This window comes from Paracraurococcus lichenis (assembly GCF_030657435.1).
Lineage (GTDB): Bacteria > Pseudomonadota > Alphaproteobacteria > Acetobacterales > Acetobacteraceae > Paracraurococcus > Paracraurococcus lichenis.
The window spans coordinates 1-15,434 of sequence record NZ_JAUTWS010000003.1; the positions used below are offsets into that span (position 1 = coordinate 1).

Sequence of the window (15,434 nt, forward strand, 5' to 3'; positions counted from 1 at the left end):
TATACGCGGCCAACCTGCACAGGCACGCTGCTATCGTCGCTGCATTGCTGCACGCCGCAGATCAATCTCCTTCCTGCCACCGCGTCGAACGACTTGGGACCGACGGAGATGAGGTTTATTGGATCCATGTCGCGGACCAGATAACCGCGATGCGTCTTCGCCTGCACAACCAGCTGCTCCTGAATGCCTGTCCGCGAAGTTCAAATGCCTTTGCAGCGCCGTCGAACCATGAGGCGGATCGAGGCGAGCCGAACAAAGGCAAGGGCTCTCCGGTTCAGGTTCTCCCAATCTTTGGCCAAGCGGCGACAGCGATTGCGCCAAGCAATCGTCCTCTCAACGGTCCACCGCTTCGGGAGCATTCGTAACGCACCTGATGCTCCTTGGTCCACATCCCGCCAAAATGGTAACTCACTGATCTCGCTTAAGCTCTTCCCAGACGGACACCAAGTGTAGCATGACCGGCCGGGCGGGCCGGCTAGCGCGCGAAGTCCGGCGCCTCCTGCATCAGGATCCGCTTCACGCTCTCGAGGTGGAGCCGCGCGCTCTCGCGGTCGCCCTCGCGCATCTGCTCGTAGGTCCGGCGCGCCATCTCCGGCGGCACGGGCTTCAGTGGCCGTCCCGTGCTCATCGCCAGGCGCTGCGCCTCGCAGGCGCGCTCGAGATAATAGAGGTCGTCCCAGGCCTCGGCGATGGTCGGTCCGAGCACCATGATGCCGTGGTTCTTCATGAAGACGATGTCGGCCTCGCCGATCGAGGCGGCGATGCGGTCGCCCTCCCGCTCGTCCAGCGCCAGGCCGCCATACTCCTCGTCGACCACGGTGCGGCCGTAGAATTTCAGCGCGGTCTGCCCGGCCCAGACCAGCGGCGGGCCTTCCAGCATGGCGAGCGCCGTCGCGTTCGGCATGTGGGTATGGAAGCAGGCCTTGCCGCGCGGGACGTTCCGGTGGACGCGGGCATGGATGTAGAAGGCCGTCGCCTCCGGCACGCCCTCGCCGGCCACGACATTGCCCTCGAAGTCGCAGACCAGCAGGCGGGAGGCGGTGATCTCCGAGAAGGCCCAGCCATAGGGGTTGACCAGGAAGAGGTCGTCCCGGCCCGGCACGACGAAGCTCAGGTGGTTGCAGATGCCTTCGTGCAGGCCGAGCTTCGCCGCCATGCGGAAGCAGGCCGCGAGGTCGATGCGCGCCTGCTGCACGGCATCGGCGTCGAGGTCGCTGTTGCGGAGGATGGCGGGCGCGCTGGCGCCCCCGAAGGCATGGGCCATGGTGTCGTTCCCGGTCGCGTCGCGCGGAACGCTAGCCCTAGTACGGATAGCTCCGCCAGCCCTGGCGCCGGTAGCGCTGGTAGTCCCAGCGCTCGAACTGGTCGCGCGTCAGGGCGCGGCGGGCCTCGCGCGGGCCGTTCCAGAAGCGGTCATTCGCCTCCTTCTCCCGCTGCCGGGACCAGAACTGGTCGTATTGCCGCTGCCGCTCGGCCGGGCTGGCGGGGGCGGGCGGGTCCTGCCGGACCGGCTGCGCCGCACCGCAGGCGGGGAGCAGCAGCAGCGCGGCGAGGAAGGCGCGTCGGTGCATGACAGCGCATATCGGGTGCCGCCCGCCCTCTCGCCAGGGCGTGGCTTGCCCGGGGCGCCGCGGCGCGGGAGGATCGGCCATGGCCGATGCCCCACCGCTCGCCGGCGTGCTCGAGACCGCGCTCTACGTGGACGACATGGCGCGCGCCCGCGCCTTCTACGAAGGGGCCATGGGCCTCTCGCCCATGTTCGCCGACGAGCGGCTGACGGCCTATCCGGTCGGTGGCCGCAGCGCGCTGCTGCTCTTCCTCCGCGGCAGCACGGTGGAGACGGTGCACCTGCCGGGCGGCACCATCCCGCCGCATGACGGGCATGGCCCGGTGCATTGCGCGCTCGCCGTCGCGGCCGCGGACCTGCCGGGCTGGGAGGCGCGGCTGGCCGCCCAGGGCATCGCCATCGAGGGCCGCACGCACTGGCCGCGCGGCAGCATCAGCCTCTATTTCCGCGACCCGGATGGCCACCTGATGGAGCTTGCCACGCCCGGCCTCTGGCCGGTCTGGTAGGGCTCGGCTACATCCCTGGCAGATACGTCCAGGGAACGAGACAATGCCGCTGCCAGGGCTGGAAGGCCTCGAATGCTACCGGGTGGAGGTCGCCGACTTCGTCGCCACCGCCACCATCGACCGCCCGCCGGTGAATGCCCAGAACGGCAAGTTCCGGGAGGAGACCTGCCGCCTCTTCGACGTACTGCATGACAGCCCGGAAGTGCGCGCGGTGGTGCTGACCGGCGCGGGCCGCGCCTTCTCCGCCGGCGCCGACCTGAAGGAGCGGCCGGGGATGACGGAGATCCGCGGCGCCTATCCCCGGCACAACCGCCTGGTCCGCGCCGCCTTCGACAGCCTGATCGAATGCGACAAGCCGATCATCGCCGCCGTCAACGGCGCGGCGATCGGCGCGGGCTGCGCGCTGGCGCTCTGCGCCGACATCATCCTCGTCTCGGAGGACAGCTTCATGTCCATGACCGAGGTGGATGTCGGCCTGGCCGGCGGGGTGAAGCACATCCTGCGGCATTTCGGCCAGTCCGATGCGCGGCTGATGCTCTACACCGCGCGGCGCATCGGCGGGCCGGAACTGTACCGGATGAACGTCGCCTCCGCCTGCGTGCCGGCCGAGGCGCTGCTGCCGACCGCGCTCGGCATCGCCCGGGAGATCGCGGGGAAGGTGCCGCTCGCGGTGCGCGCGGCCAAGCGGTCCTTCACCCTGGTCGAGGACATGCCGCTGCATGAGGGCTACCGCTACGAGCAGAGCCAGACCGTGGCGCTGTCCGCCACCGAGGACACGAAGGAGGCGCAGCGCGCCTTCGCCGAGAAGCGCAAGCCGGTCTTCAAGGGCCGCTGAGGAGGATCCGCATGACCATGCTCACCCGCCGCGCCGCCCTGGCCGGGCTCGGCGCCCTCGCCCTGACGGCGCCCGCCCTTGCGCAGGCGCCGCGCACCATCCGCGCCTTGCTGGGCTGGCCGCCCGGCGGCTCCTCCGACATCGTCGCCCGCACCTTCGCCGAGCGCATGCGCGGCACGCTCAACGCCAATGTCCTGGTGGAGAACCGACCGGGCGCCGGCGGCCGCATCGCGCTGGAGGGGATGAAGGGTGCGCCCGCCGATGGCAGCCTCTACATCCAGACGCCGGCCTCGATGCTGGTGATCTACCCGCATCTCTACCGCAGCCTGCGCTACGACCCGCTGGCCGACTTCACGCCGGTGAGCACGGTCTGCGCCTTCCCCTTCGCCTTCACCGTCCGCGCCGACCACCCCGCGAAGACGCTGGCGGAGTTCATCGCCTGGGCGAAGGGCCGGCAGCAGACGGACTGGGCCAGCCCCTCGCCGGGGACGATGCCGCATTTCCTCGGCGTCGAGTTCGCGCGGCAGGCCGGCATCGCGCTGAACCATGTCCCCTATCGCGGTGGCGCCCCCGTCATGACCGACGTGCTGGCGGGCGTCATCACGGCCGGGATGAACGTGCTGTCGGAGCCGGTGCCCTTCCATCTCGCGGGGCAGATGCGCATCCTGGCGGTCAGCGCGCCGCGCCGGGTGCCGCGGCTGCCCGAGGTGCCGACCTTCGCCGAGCTCGGCTTCCCCGATCTCAGCCGGCAGGAATGGTTCGGCGTGCTGCTGCCGGCGGGCGCAGCACCCGGCGTGGTGCAGCCGCTGCACGCGGCGCTGGCCGCCGCCGCCCGCACTACGGAAGTGCAGGAGGTGCTCACCAAGCTGGAATTCGCGCCCGAGATCATGGAACCCGCCGCCTTCGCCGCGCGCATCCGTGCCGAGCGCGAGAGCTGGGGGCCGATCGTCGCGGCGTCGGGGTTCAAGCCGGAGGAGTGAGGAAGGTTGGGGAGGGAAAAATGTTCCCTCCCCGTTGAACGCCTTCGGCGTTCAACCCACCCTTCCTTTCTGTGAGTCGGGCACTCGCCGCGCGACGGGTGCGAGACTCAGAGAAATAGAGGTGGGGTTGGACGCCAAGGGCGTCCAACGGGAGGATACTTCCTCCCCGATCTTACTTCCTGTCTTGCAAGAAAGCCTTCAGCGCCGCCGTCCTCTCCCGCGGCCCGGCATTGTCGGCCGCCATGCCCTCGTAGAAGCGCGCGATGGCCTGATAGATCGCCGCCGCCTCCGGCCCGGTGAAATCGGCGATCTCCTCCATCTCGCCGATCCAGCGATAGGCCTTGTCGTACATCGGCGGGACCATGCGGTGGAACCAGGCGAGGAGCTGCGGCTGGCTGCGCTCGAGCTCCGTCCGCAGCCCCTCCGCCGCGCCGCCGCGGGTCGCGGCCAGCATCATGGCGGAGGAGAGCGCGACCAGCCCCTTGGTGATGCCGGCATAGGACATCTTCAGTGCCGAGGCGGCGCCGATGGGCCCCGGCGTGACGCGGACATCGAGGCCGTGCTCGCCGAGCGGCGCGAGGCGCCCCGCGGCCTCGCCCGCGACGTAGAGGACGGGGGTATAGCCGTCCTCGCGCGGCGGGCCGCCGATGATGCCGCCATCGACGAAGGGTGCGCCGGTGGGGGCGATGATCGCCGCGACCTCTTTCGCCGTCTCCGGGCTGATGGCGTTGCAATCGACATAGACCGGCTTGCGCGGCGCGGCGGCCAGCGCCGGCGCCAGCCAGGCGGCGCAGGCCCTGGCCTCGGCGGGCGGCAGGACGCTGAGGATGATATCGGCGCCGGCCATATCGGCGGGCGTCGCGTCCCGCATCCCGGCCTCGGCCGCGCGGCTTGCGCTGGCGGCGCTGCGGCCGCCGAGATGGGTCAGCACCGTGGCGCCGCGCTGCGTGAGCCGGCGGCCCATGCCGGCGCCCATGGCGCCCTGGGCCTGGATGGCGATGACGGCCATGGCGTGCTCTCCTCCCCTGCAAGGAACCGTCCCGAGGAAGCGGCATCATGGACCAGCTCACGCTCGCCGTCGTCTCCCGCAATTACTTCAACCTGCCGGCCTGGATCGCCCTGCAGGACGGGCTCTTCGCGGCCGAAGGGCTCGATGTCCGCATCGATCATATCGAGGGCATCGAGGAGGTGAACGAGCGCCTGCGGGACGGCCGCGCCCAGCTCGCCTATGGCGTGACGGAGCACGTGATCCTGGACGCCGAGGCGGGCGGCCGCCAGCGGATCATCGGCGGCAACGTGAACCGGCTGCCCTTCAGCTTCATCGCCCGCGCCGGTATCCGCGACTATGCGGAGCTGCGCGGCAGGCGGATCGGCGTGAGCTCGCTCCGCGCCGGCTCCTCCTCCCTCATCATCCGGCTGCTGGCAAAGCGCGGCCTGCGCTGGCCGGAGGATTTCACGCTGGTGCCCTGCGGCCCGATCCTGGCGCGCTGGGACATGCTGCGCTCGGGCGAGATCGATGCGGGCCTGCAGGGGGCGCCGCTGGACCAGATCGCGCTCGACCAGGGCTTCGTGAGCCTGGGCAATCCGCGGGACGAGGTGCCGGACTTCCAGTTCACCAGCCTCGACCTCGATGCCGGCTGGGCGGAGGCGAATCGCGACCTGGTGCTGCGCTTCTGCCGCGCCTTCCTGCGCGCGCATGAGCGCTTTTATGCGGACCAGGCGACCGCCAGCCGCATCGCCATGCAGGAGAGCGGCATCGAGCGGCGCTACGCCGACCGTGCCTGGGAACAATATGTGCGGGAGGCGATCTTCCCGCGCGACGGGGAGGCGAGCGAGGCCGGCGTCCAGGCGCTGATCGAGACCAGCAGCCTGATCCGCGACCTGCCGCCGCGCGAGCGCCGCGCCGCCGACTACATCGACCGGTCCTGGCTGGCCGCGGCGAGAGGATCGCTGTGATGATCGATTACGGCGACCGCGCCCGCATCGGGCTGCTCGTCCCCTCCGGCAACAGCGTGGCGGAGCCGGAGATCCAGGCCATGCTGCCCGCCGGCGTCACCGCCCTGGTCACGCGCCTGGCGCTCACCGGCAGCTCGGCGGCGGAGCTCGAGGCGATGCTGGAGGCGCTCGAGCCCGCTGCCCGGCTGCTGGCGGATGCGCGGCCGGACCTCATCGCCTTCCACTGCACCGCCGTCTCCACCTTCGCGCCGGAGCGCGCCGGCGGCATCCGGGCGCGCATCGAGGCCGCGTCCGGCCTGCCCGCCTGCAGCACGGCGGATGGCATCCTGGCGGCGCTCGCGGCGCTGCGGGCGCGCCGCCTGCTGCTGGTGACGCCCTATATCGAGGCGGTGCATGCGCGCGAGACCGCCTGGCTGGCGGCGCATGGTATCGAAGTGCTGGGCGGCAGCCATCTCGGCATCAATACCAATGCCGAGATGGCGCGCCTGCCGCCCGCCGTCATCGCCGAGCAGGTCCACGCCGCCGCGCGGGCCGCGCCGGGCGCCGAGGCCTGCTTCATCAGTTGCACCGCCATCCGGTCCGCCGGCCTCATCGCGCCGCTGGAGGCGGAGCTGGGCATGCCGGTCATCACCAGCAACCAAGTGATAGCCTGGCACGCCCTGCAGCGCCTCGGGCTGTCCGCAGCGGCCGCAGGCTTCGGGCGGCTGATGGGTGGGGCAGGGGGGCGGCTGGAGGGCTAGGCGGGACGCATGACCGGGCTAGGATGGGCGCAGGAGACGTCCATGAACCGCCACCAGTCCCTGGTTGCCGAACAGGTCCCACGCATGTCCGAAACGCTGAGCCCCGAGCTGCAATCCTGGGTGGGCCGCACCCGCGTGGTGGAGGAGGATGTCGGCCTGGCCGCCGTGCGCCGCATCGCCGGCATGCTGGACCTGGACCCTGGGGCCTTCCGCCTGGGCGATGCGCTGCCGCCGCACTGGTTCACGCTGTTCTTCGCCGACGTGGCGCGGCAGTCCGATATCGGGACGGACGGCCATCCGAAGCCCGGCGTCTTCCTGCCGCCCATCCCGCTGCCGCGGCGGATGGGCGCGGGGCGGCGCGTGACGATCCATGACTGCCTGCGCGTCGGCGACCTCGCCAGCAAGACGGCGGAGGTCGCGGCCATCCTGCCGAAGCAGGCGCGCACCGGCTTCATCACCGTGCTGACCATGCGCCACACCATTCGGCGCGGGGATCAGGTGGTCGCGGTGGACGAGTTCGACGCCATCTACCGCGAAGCGGTGAAGCCCGGCGAGAAGAGCGGCACCGGCGCGCCCGTGCCGGCACCGGCCGACGCCGCCTGGCGGGTGGAGACGCATCTGAGCGCGCCGCTGGTCTTCCGCTATTCCGCGGTGACCTGGAACGCGCACCGCATCCACTACGATGCGGATTATTCGCGGCAGGAGGAGGGCTATCCCAACACCGTGCAGAATGGCGGCCTGACCATGCAGCTTCTGCTGGATGCGGCGGTGGCGCATACGCCGGGCAGGCTGCGCGGCTTCACGGCGCGGCTGACCCGGCCGATCTATGTCGGCGACACCGTCACGCTCTGCGGCACGGCGCCGCGGGATGGCAAGGTGGCGACCTGGGTGCAGGACCGGGACGGCTGGCTCTGCGCCCAGCTCGACTGCGAGTTCGCCTGATGCCGTCCGATCGCGGAGCGCCGCCCCACCCCGCGACGCAGGGCGTCGCGGGGAACCCCGGGCAGGCGCGCAGCGTGAATCGGCCGGCCGGCACTCCGGGAGGACCGTTGGAGGGCGTGAAGGTCGTGGACCTGACGACGGTCGTCGTCGGGCCGATCTGCACGCGTACCCTCGCCGACCAGGGCGCTGAGGTGATCAAGGTGGAGGCGCCGGGCGGCGACATCCTGCGCTTCCTGGCGGCCGGCTGCCGCACGCCGTCGATGTCCGGCAAGTTCATCAACTTCAACCGCAACAAGCGGGCGATCACGCTGGACATCAAGAAGCCTGAGGGCCTCGCCGCGCTGAAGCGGCTGATCACGGCGGCGGATGTCTTCGTCTCGAACGTGCGCCCGGCGGGGCTGCGGCGCGCGGGGCTCGATCCCGTCGCGCTCGCCGCGCTGAACCCGCGGCTGATCCACTGCGGTATCGTCGCCTTCGGCGAGGGCGGGCGCTACGCCGGCCGCCCGGCCTATGACCCCGTGATCCAGTCCCTCTCCGGCGTCGCCGGCACCTTCCACCGCGCGATCGGCGAGCCGCGCTTCGTGCCGATGGTGATGACGGACCACATCACCGGCCTGGTCGCGGCGCAGGCGATCGGCTTCGCGCTCTACCGGCGCGAGAGGACGGGCGTGGGGGAGGCGATCGAGGTCCCGATGTTCGAGGTCGCCGCGAGCTTCGTCACCAGCGAGCACCTGGGCGCCGCCACCTTCGACCCGCCGGAGGGCCCGACCGGCGATGCCCGGCTGCTGAGCCCGGACTACCGGCCGCTGCCCACCAAGGACGGCTGGATCACGGTGCAGCCCAACAGCAACCCGCAGGCCTTCGCCTTCTTCGACGCCATCGGCCGGCCGGAGCTGAAGGCGGATCCGCGCTTCGACACGCCGATCGCCCGCACCGAGAATGCCGCCGAGTATTTCCGGGTGCGCGTCGAGGGACTGGCGCGGAAGACCACGGCCGAATGGCTGGAGATCTTCGCCGCCGCGGATGTGCCTGCGGCCCGGTACAACACGATCGACGACCTGCTGGAGGATCCGCACCTGCAGGATGTCGGCTTCTGGCGTTACGACGACCACCCGACGGAAGGCCGCATTCGCCGCACCCGCACGCCCGTCACCTTCGCCGCCGGGATGCGGGCGGAGACTCTGCCCGCCCCGCGCCTCGGCGCCCATACCGATGCCATTCTGGCGGAGGCCGGCTACGGCCCGGCGGAGATCGCCGCCATGCGCGAGAGCGGTGCCGCCCAATGAGGACCACGCGATGACCCTGCCCACCTGGCGCTCCCTGCTTTTCGTGCCCGCGACCGCGGAGCGTTTCGTCGCCAAGGCGCATACCCGCGGCGCGGACGTGATCATCCTCGACCTCGAGGACAGCATCCCGCCGCCGGAGAAGCAGGCGGCGCGCGATGCGCTGGCCGCGGCGGCCGCCACCGTGGGCCAAGGGCACAATGGTCCGGGGGCGGAGGTCGCGGTGCGGATCAACCGCCCGCTCGAACTCGCCGTGCCGGACATCGCCGCGGCCCTCATGCCGCAGGTCACGGCGCTGATGCTGCCGAAGGTGATGGGGCCGGAGCATATCCGGCTGCTGTCGGAAGTGGTCGCCGCGCGCGAGGCGGCGCTCGGCCTGCCCATCGGCCGCACCCGCTTCATCGCCCTGGTGGAGACGCCGCAGGCCCTGCCGCATCTGGCGGCCATCGCCGCGGCCGATCCGCGCATGGCGGCGCTCGGCGTCGGGTCGGAGGACCTGTCGACGGAACTGGAAGCCGTGCCGGGCGCCGACATGCTCTATCATTTCGGCATGATGGTGGTGGCCGCGGCGCGCGGCGCCGGCATCCTGCCGCTCGGCAGCATCGGCGCCTTCGCCGATTTCCGCGACCTCGAGGGCTATCGCGCCTCGCTGAAGCGCTCCCGCAGGCTCGGCTTCGCCTGCACCGCCTGCATCCACCCGGCGCATGTGCCCATCATCAACGAGGAATACGGCGTCGCGCCGGAGGAGGCCGACCGCGCCCGCCGGCTGATCGCCAGTTTCGAGGCGGCGCTGGCCAAGGGCGAGGGCGCGGTCGCCTTCGAGGGCGCGATGATCGACCTGCCCGTCGTGGAACGGGCGAAGCGCCTGCTGGCGCGGGCCCGCTGAGAGGAGAGACGAGGATGGACGCGACCCATGATCCGCAGCGGCGCAGCTTCGTCGCCTCCGCCAATGGCCATGCGGATTTCCCGATCCAGAACCTGCCGCTCGGCATCTTCAGCCCGAAGGGCGGCGCGGCGCGCGGGGGCGTGGCGATCGGCGGCTGCATCCTCGATCTCGGCGCGGTGGCGCATCTGCTGGGCGGCGATGCGCGCCGTGCGGCGGAGGCGGCGGCGGGCGATGCGCTGAATGCACTCTTCGCCCTCGGCGCCGGGCCGCGGCGGGCGCTGCGCGCGGCGCTGTCGGACCTGCTCGCGGAGGGCAGCGCGCAGCGGGCGGCGGTGGAGCCCAACCTCTACGATGCCGCCGATTGCGAGATGCACCTGCCTGCGCGCATCGGCGACTACACGGATTTCTTCGCCGGCATCCACCACGCGACGAATGCCGGCAAGCAGTTCCGCCCGGACAACCCGCTGCTGCCGAACTACAAATACGTCCCCGTCGCCTATCACGGCCGCGCCTCCTCCCTGCGCATCTCCGGCACGGATGTCCGGCGGCCGAAGGGCCAGCGCAAGCCGGCGAGCGAGACGGTGCCCACCTACGGGCCCAGCCGGAACCTCGACTACGAGATGGAATTCGGCATCTGGATCGGCACCGGCAATGCGCAGGGCGAGCCGATCCCGATCGCCGAGGCCGCGGAGCACATCGCCGGCTACTGCCTGCTGAACGACTGGTCCGCCCGCGACATCCAAGGCTGGGAGGCGCAGCCGCTCGGCCCCTTCCTCGCCAAGAACTTCTGTACGTCCATCAGCCCCTGGGTCGTCACGCCGGAGGCGCTGGAGCCCTTCCGCATCGCCCAGGCCCCGCGGCCGGAGGGCGACCCGAAGCCGCTCGACTATCTGTGGGACGAGGCGGACCAGGCGCGCGGCGCGCTGGACCTGGCGGTGGAGGTGCTGCTGCAGACGCCGAAGGGCGGGCCCTTCCGGCTCTCGATCAGCAATACCAGCCATCTCTACTGGACCTTCGCGCAAATGGTCGCGCACCACAGTTGCGGCGGCTGCAACCTGGCGCCGGGCGACCTCTTCGGCAGCGGCACCATCTCCTCGCCGACCGAGGACGGCTTCGGCGCGCTGCTCGAGATCACCTATGGCGGCCGCAAACCCATCACGCTGCCGAACGGGGAGGAGCGGCGCTTCCTGGAGGACGGCGACACGGTGATCTTTTCCGCCCGCGCGCAACGGGACGGTTTCGTCTCCATCGGCTTCGGCGAATGCCGCGGCACGATCCTGCCCGCGACATGACGGGGGTTCTGGCTGGCATCAAGGTCGTCGAACTCGGCCAGGTGCTGGCCGGGCCCTTCGCCGGCGCCATCCTCGCCGACCTGGGCGCCGAGGTCGTCAAGGTCGAGAAGCCGGAGGGCGGCGACGATGCCCGCCAGATGGGCCCCGCCTTCCGCCACGGCGACGCGCTGAACTTCCACGAGTTCAACCGCGGCAAGCGCAGCGTCACGCTGGACCTCAAGACGCCGGCAGGCGTCGAGGCGCTGCACGACCTGCTGCGGGATGCCGACATCCTGGTCCACAACCTGCGACCGGGCGTCGCCGAAGCGCTCGGCATCGGCCCGGCCGAGGTCACGGCGCTGCATCCGCGGCTGATCTACTGCGCCATGGGCGCCTTCGGCCACAAGGGCCCGCTCGCCCATCGTCCGGGCTACGAGCCGCTGTTCCAGGCCTTCGCCGGCCTCTCCTCCATCACCGGGGAGCCCGACGGCCCGCCCGTGCGCATGGGCGCGAGCGTGGTAGACCAGGGCACCGGCATGTGGACCGTCATCGGCGCGCTCGCGGCGCTGCAGCAGCGCGCGCGCACCGGGCGGGGCTGCGTGGTCAATACCTCGCTCTTCGAGACCGCGCTGCTCTGGGCGGGGCAGAAGATCAGCGCCTATGTCAACATGGGGAAGCTGCCGGAGCGCCACGCCTCCGGCCATCCCAATTTCGTCCCCTACCAGGCCTTCGACTGCGCCGACGGCCCGCTGCTGGTCTGCTGCGGCAATGACCGGCTGTTCCGCAAGTTCGCCGATGTCGTCGGCCGTCCGGACTGGCCGGAGGATGCGCGCTTCGCCACCAACCGTGCGCGCCTCGCCCACCAGACCGTGCTGCTGCCGGAGATCGCTTCGCTGCTGCGCGCCTGGCCGCGCGCCGCGCTGGCCGAGGCACTGGTCGCCGCCGGCGTGCCCTGCGCGCCGGTGAACAGCATCCCGGAGGTGCTGGCGGAGCCGCAGACCGCGGCCATGGCGATGCTGCAGCCGGTGCCGGGCGAGGATTTCTCCCTCGTCGCCATGCCGCTCTCCTTCGACGGGGAGCGGCCGCGCATCCGCCACGGCGCGCCGCGCCTCGCGCCAATGACCTCCGACGTAATCGATCCCGCGCCCCGCGACGGGTGATCCTGGCGGCGTCGGCGGGGCAGACCCGCCGCGCAACGCAGGAGAGACCCGATGCACGACGCCCTGATCGACCGCTACATCGCCTGCTGGAACGCGACCGATGCCGCGGAGCGGCGCGGCCTGGTCGCCGCCACCTTCACCGAGGACGCGGCCTATCGCGACCCCATGCTGCAGGGCGAGGGCCATGCCGGCATCGATGGGCTGATCGCTGCCGCGCAGCAGCATTTCCCCGGCCTGCGCTTCCGCCGCCGCGGCGGCGCGGATGCGCATCACGACGTGCTGCGCTTCGCCTGGGATCTGGGCCCGGAGGGCGCGGCGCCGATTGCCGGTGGGACGGACATGGCGGTGGTCGCGGCGGATGGCCGCCTCGCCGCCGTCACCGGCTTCATCGACTTCGCGCCGAAGGGGGAGTGAGCGCCATGGACCGGATCATCCCCTCGGCGTTCCTCCGTCGCGTGCTCTGGCTGGATGCCGCGAGCTGCATCGGCATGGGGCTGCTGCTGGCGGCGCTCGCCGCGCCGCTCGCGCGCTGGTTCGGCCTGCCGCAGATGCTGCTGCACGAGACCGGCCTGTTCCTGATCGCCTTCGCCGCGCTGGTCGCGGCGCTGGCCTGGCGGCAGGCCTCGCCGCGGCTGCTGTTCTGGCTGGTGGTCGTCGGCAATGTGCTCTGGGCGCTGGACAGCGTGCTGCTGCTGGTCTCGGGCTGGGTGGCGCCGACTGCCCTCGGCGGCGTCTTCGTGGTGGCGCAGGCGCTGGTCGTCGCGGTGCTGGCGGAGCTGGAATATGCCGGTCTCCGCCGCGCTGGCCCGCTCGCGGCCTGAACGCGGGCGCGATAGGCTTGCGGCCATGGGGAGGACAGCATGGCCGCAGGCACCGTCACCGTCGAACAGCTCCGGGACTTCATCGCCGGCGTCTACCAGGCCGTCGGCGTGCCGGAGGAGCAGGCCGGCATCGTCGCCGGCCTGATGGCGCAGGCCGACCTGATCGGCGCCGATGGCCATGGCGTCTTCCGCCTGCCCCAGTACGTCCGCCGCATCCGCGCCGGCGGGATGAACCCGAAGGCAGTCCCGCATATCGTGCAGGAGCGCCCGGGCGCGGCGCTGGTCGATGGCGACAACGGCCTCGGCCACCTGGCGACGCAGCTCGCGGCGCTGACCGCCATCGAGAAGGCGCGGACCCAGGGCGTCGCCTGGTGCGGCGTGCGGAACGGCAACCATGCCGGCCCGGCCAGCCTCTATGCCCGGATGGTGCAGGAGGCCGGGATGATCGGCCTCTACCTCGCGGTCGGCAGCGCCAACCACCTGCCGCCCTGGGGCGGGCTGGAGCTGCTGCTCTCGACCAACCCGATCGCCGTCGCGGTGCCGGCGGGGGAGGAGCCGCCCATCGTGCTCGACATGGCGACCACGGTTGCCGCCTATGGCAAGGTGAAGGTCAAGGCGCAGCGCGGCGAGACGATGCCCGAGGGCTGGATGATCGACCGCGAGGGCAGGCCGCTGACCGACCCGAAGCGGGCCAATGAGGGCCTGCTGCTGCCGATCGGCGGCTACAAGGGCTACGGGTTGGCGCTGATCTTCGGCCTGCTGGCCGGCACGCTGAACGGCGCCGCCATGGGCCGCGACGTCGTGGACTTCAACGCGGACGACACCACCGTCACCAATACCGGCCAGGCCGTGCTGGCGATCGACATCGCCGCCTTCGGCGACCCGGCCGCGTTCCGCGCCCAGGTCGATCGCCTCGCCCGCGACATCCGCGGCAGCCAGCGCCTGCCGGGCGTGGACCGCATCTGGCTGCCGGGCGAGCAGAGCCGGCTGACGCGCCTCCGGCGCGAGGCGGAGGGCGTGCCTGTCCCGCCGGCGCTGCGGACGCAGCTCGACGCCCTGGCGACAGAGCTTGGCGCGCCGCCGCTTCCCGGCTGAGAATGCCGGAAAGGGGAAGGGAACGACCATGCTGAGACGCGCGCTGCTCGCCGCCGCCTGCCTGCTGCCCGTCGCCGCCGCGGCGCAGGAGGCACCCTTCCCGAGCCGCACCATCACCCTGCTGGTCGGCTTCGCCCCGGGCGGGGGCACGGATATCCTGGCGCGGCTGATCGCGCCGCGGCTGTCGGAGGAACTCGGCCAGCCCGTCGCGGTCGAGAACCGCACCGGCGGCGGCGGCACCATCGCCGTCGTCGCCACGGCGCGGGCGAAGCCGGATGGGCATACGGTGACGCTCGGCACGCTCAGCAACAATGTCCAGGTGCCGCTGGCCATGAAGGCCGCACCCTTCGACCCGGTGAGGGACGTGACGCCGCTGGTGCAGGTGGCGAGCGTGCCGTTGGTGATGACGGTGCCGGCGAGTTCCCCGGCGAAGGACGTGCAGGGCTTCGTCGCCCTGGCGAAGGCCGCGCCGGGCAGGCTGAACTTCGCCAGCAATGGCGTCGGCACCAGCCAGCACATGGCGGCCGAGCTCTTCATGCTGGCGACCGGGACGCGCATGGTGCACGTGCCCTATCGCGGCAGCGGCCCGGCCTCGCTCGATCTCGCGGCCGATGTGGTGCAGGTGAATTTCGACACGCTGTCGACCGTCTTGCCGCATATCCGGGCGGAGCGGCTGCGCGGCCTTGCGGTGACCACCCGCGAACGCTCCGAGCAATTGCCGGGCGTGCCGACGATGATCGAGAGCGGCATCGCCGGCTACGACATCGACCTCTGGTACATGCTCTGCGGCCCGGCCGGATTGCCGGAGGCGGTCGCGCAGCGCTGGGCGGAGGCGATGAACCGGGCGCTTGCGGACCAGGGCTTCCGGCGGAAGCTGGTCGAAGCCGGCTTCGGCCCGGCGGGCGGCACGCCGGCCGCGGCCTCGGCGCTGGTCCGCGCCGACATCGCCCGCTATGGCGAGGTGATCCGCCGCGCCGGCATCACGCTGGAATAGCCGGTCAGAACTTCTTCTTCAGGCCGCCCTGGGTGCCGCCGAGCGGCTGCTGGTAGGTGTCCGGCGCGACCCTGACCTGCGGGCGCGGCGGCGCGTAGCCGGCGGGGGGCACGATCCAGGTCGGTGCCGGGGCATAGGACCACGCCGGGGACCACGCCGACGGCGCATAGACCAGGGGCGGCGGGGCAAAGACGACCGCGGGCGGGTAATAGGCCGGCGGACCCCAGAACCCATAGGGCCGCGGCGCGAAGTAGTAGGGCGCCGGCGGGCCGATGAAGACGCCGAAGCCGCCCCGGCCGCCGTGATGCCAGCCCCGGGCGAGCGCATCGCCGGGGGCCAGCGCCATGGCGAGGCCGAGCGCGGCGGCGACACAGGCGGCGTGGCGGATGGACATCGGC

At 71.7% G+C, this 15,434-nt stretch carries 18 protein-coding genes and 1 pseudogene; 14 read left to right on the plus strand and 5 right to left on the minus strand.

Annotated elements, in window-relative coordinates; translation table 11 throughout:
- Positions 1 to 200: 200 nt before the first annotated feature.
- The 3 genes and pseudogenes from Q7A36_RS03575 to Q7A36_RS03585 all read right to left on the minus strand — a co-directional run.
- Positions 201 to 359, minus strand: a pseudogene (locus tag Q7A36_RS03575) (transposase); the annotation flags it as partial.
- A gap of 116 nt (positions 360 to 475) precedes the next feature.
- Positions 476 to 1,264, minus strand: a complete 789-nt coding sequence (locus Q7A36_RS03580; RefSeq protein WP_305102285.1) for an aldolase — start codon at positions 1,262 to 1,264, stop codon at positions 476 to 478.
- Positions 1,265 to 1,301: 37 nt separating this feature from the next.
- On the minus strand, positions 1,302 to 1,571 hold the full coding sequence (locus Q7A36_RS03585) for a hypothetical protein (protein ID WP_305102286.1): 270 nt from the start codon (positions 1,569 to 1,571) through the stop codon (positions 1,302 to 1,304).
- Positions 1,572 to 1,650: 79 nt separating this feature from the next.
- Here Q7A36_RS03585 and Q7A36_RS03590 point away from each other — a divergent pair, with 79 nt between their 5' ends.
- From Q7A36_RS03590 to Q7A36_RS03600, 3 genes are read left to right on the plus strand one after another with little or no spacing between them, the layout of a single operon-like run.
- The gene (locus Q7A36_RS03590; RefSeq protein WP_305102287.1) at positions 1,651 to 2,073 is read left to right on the plus strand and encodes a VOC family protein; all 423 of its coding nucleotides are present in this window, start codon (positions 1,651 to 1,653) and stop codon (positions 2,071 to 2,073) included.
- A 43-nt stretch (positions 2,074 to 2,116) separates the two neighbouring features.
- Positions 2,117 to 2,908 (plus strand): enoyl-CoA hydratase/isomerase family protein, encoded by a 792-nt coding sequence (locus Q7A36_RS03595; protein ID WP_305102288.1) that lies wholly within the window; start codon positions 2,117 to 2,119, stop codon positions 2,906 to 2,908.
- A gap of 11 nt (positions 2,909 to 2,919) precedes the next feature.
- Positions 2,920 to 3,888: a tripartite tricarboxylate transporter substrate-binding protein gene (locus tag Q7A36_RS03600; RefSeq protein ID WP_305102289.1), complete on the plus strand. Its 969-nt coding sequence runs from the start codon at positions 2,920 to 2,922 to the stop codon at positions 3,886 to 3,888.
- Between the two features lie 172 nt (positions 3,889 to 4,060).
- On the opposite strand, the gene Q7A36_RS03605 is transcribed toward Q7A36_RS03600, so the two are convergent.
- Positions 4,061 to 4,897, minus strand: coding sequence for an NAD(P)-dependent oxidoreductase (locus Q7A36_RS03605; RefSeq protein ID WP_305102290.1), 837 nt, complete (start codon positions 4,895 to 4,897; stop codon positions 4,061 to 4,063).
- Between the two features lie 47 nt (positions 4,898 to 4,944).
- On the opposite strand from Q7A36_RS03605, the gene Q7A36_RS03610 reads away from it, so the two are divergent.
- The 11 genes from Q7A36_RS03610 (at position 4,945) to Q7A36_RS03660 (ending at position 15,036) form a co-directional block, all read left to right on the plus strand.
- Positions 4,945 to 5,844 carry an ABC transporter substrate-binding protein gene (locus Q7A36_RS03610; RefSeq protein WP_305102291.1) on the plus strand — a complete coding sequence of 300 codons (900 nt, stop codon included), beginning with the start codon at positions 4,945 to 4,947 and terminating at the stop codon, positions 5,842 to 5,844.
- Entirely contained in the window at positions 5,844 to 6,584 is a 741-nt protein-coding gene (locus Q7A36_RS03615) for a maleate cis-trans isomerase family protein (RefSeq protein ID WP_305102292.1), read from the plus strand. Before Q7A36_RS03610 ends, Q7A36_RS03615 begins: the two co-directional genes overlap by 1 nt.
- Before the next feature lie 84 nt (positions 6,585 to 6,668).
- Entirely contained in the window at positions 6,669 to 7,526 is an 858-nt protein-coding gene (locus Q7A36_RS03620) for a hypothetical protein (RefSeq protein WP_305102293.1), read from the plus strand.
- Positions 7,527 to 7,642: 116 nt separating this feature from the next.
- Positions 7,643 to 8,812: a CaiB/BaiF CoA transferase family protein gene (locus Q7A36_RS03625; protein WP_305102573.1), complete on the plus strand. Its 1,170-nt coding sequence runs from the start codon at positions 7,643 to 7,645 to the stop codon at positions 8,810 to 8,812.
- A gap of 10 nt (positions 8,813 to 8,822) precedes the next feature.
- Positions 8,823 to 9,695 (plus strand): HpcH/HpaI aldolase/citrate lyase family protein, encoded by an 873-nt coding sequence (locus Q7A36_RS03630; RefSeq protein ID WP_305102294.1) that lies wholly within the window; start codon positions 8,823 to 8,825, stop codon positions 9,693 to 9,695.
- Between the two features lie 14 nt (positions 9,696 to 9,709).
- Entirely contained in the window at positions 9,710 to 10,987 is a 1,278-nt protein-coding gene (gene fahA / locus Q7A36_RS03635; RefSeq protein WP_305102295.1) for a fumarylacetoacetase, read from the plus strand.
- Positions 10,984 to 12,126, plus strand: coding sequence for a CaiB/BaiF CoA transferase family protein (locus Q7A36_RS03640; RefSeq protein WP_305102296.1), 1,143 nt, complete (start codon positions 10,984 to 10,986; stop codon positions 12,124 to 12,126). Before fahA ends, Q7A36_RS03640 begins: the two co-directional genes overlap by 4 nt.
- A 51-nt stretch (positions 12,127 to 12,177) precedes the next feature.
- Positions 12,178 to 12,540 carry a nuclear transport factor 2 family protein gene (locus Q7A36_RS03645; RefSeq protein WP_305102297.1) on the plus strand — a complete coding sequence of 121 codons (363 nt, stop codon included), beginning with the start codon at positions 12,178 to 12,180 and terminating at the stop codon, positions 12,538 to 12,540.
- A gap of 5 nt (positions 12,541 to 12,545) precedes the next feature.
- Positions 12,546 to 12,947: a hypothetical protein gene (locus Q7A36_RS03650; RefSeq protein ID WP_305102298.1), complete on the plus strand. Its 402-nt coding sequence runs from the start codon at positions 12,546 to 12,548 to the stop codon at positions 12,945 to 12,947.
- Between the two features lie 39 nt (positions 12,948 to 12,986).
- Positions 12,987 to 14,042, plus strand: a complete 1,056-nt coding sequence (locus tag Q7A36_RS03655; protein WP_305102299.1) for an Ldh family oxidoreductase — start codon at positions 12,987 to 12,989, stop codon at positions 14,040 to 14,042.
- Positions 14,043 to 14,070: 28 nt separating this feature from the next.
- Positions 14,071 to 15,036 (plus strand): Bug family tripartite tricarboxylate transporter substrate binding protein, encoded by a 966-nt coding sequence (locus Q7A36_RS03660; protein WP_305102300.1) that lies wholly within the window; start codon positions 14,071 to 14,073, stop codon positions 15,034 to 15,036.
- Between the two features lie 4 nt (positions 15,037 to 15,040).
- Here the strand turns inward: Q7A36_RS03660 and Q7A36_RS03665 are convergent, their stop codons facing one another.
- Positions 15,041 to 15,430, minus strand: a complete 390-nt coding sequence (locus tag Q7A36_RS03665) for a hypothetical protein (RefSeq protein ID WP_305102301.1) — start codon at positions 15,428 to 15,430, stop codon at positions 15,041 to 15,043.
- Between the last annotated feature and the right edge of the window lie 4 nt (positions 15,431 to 15,434).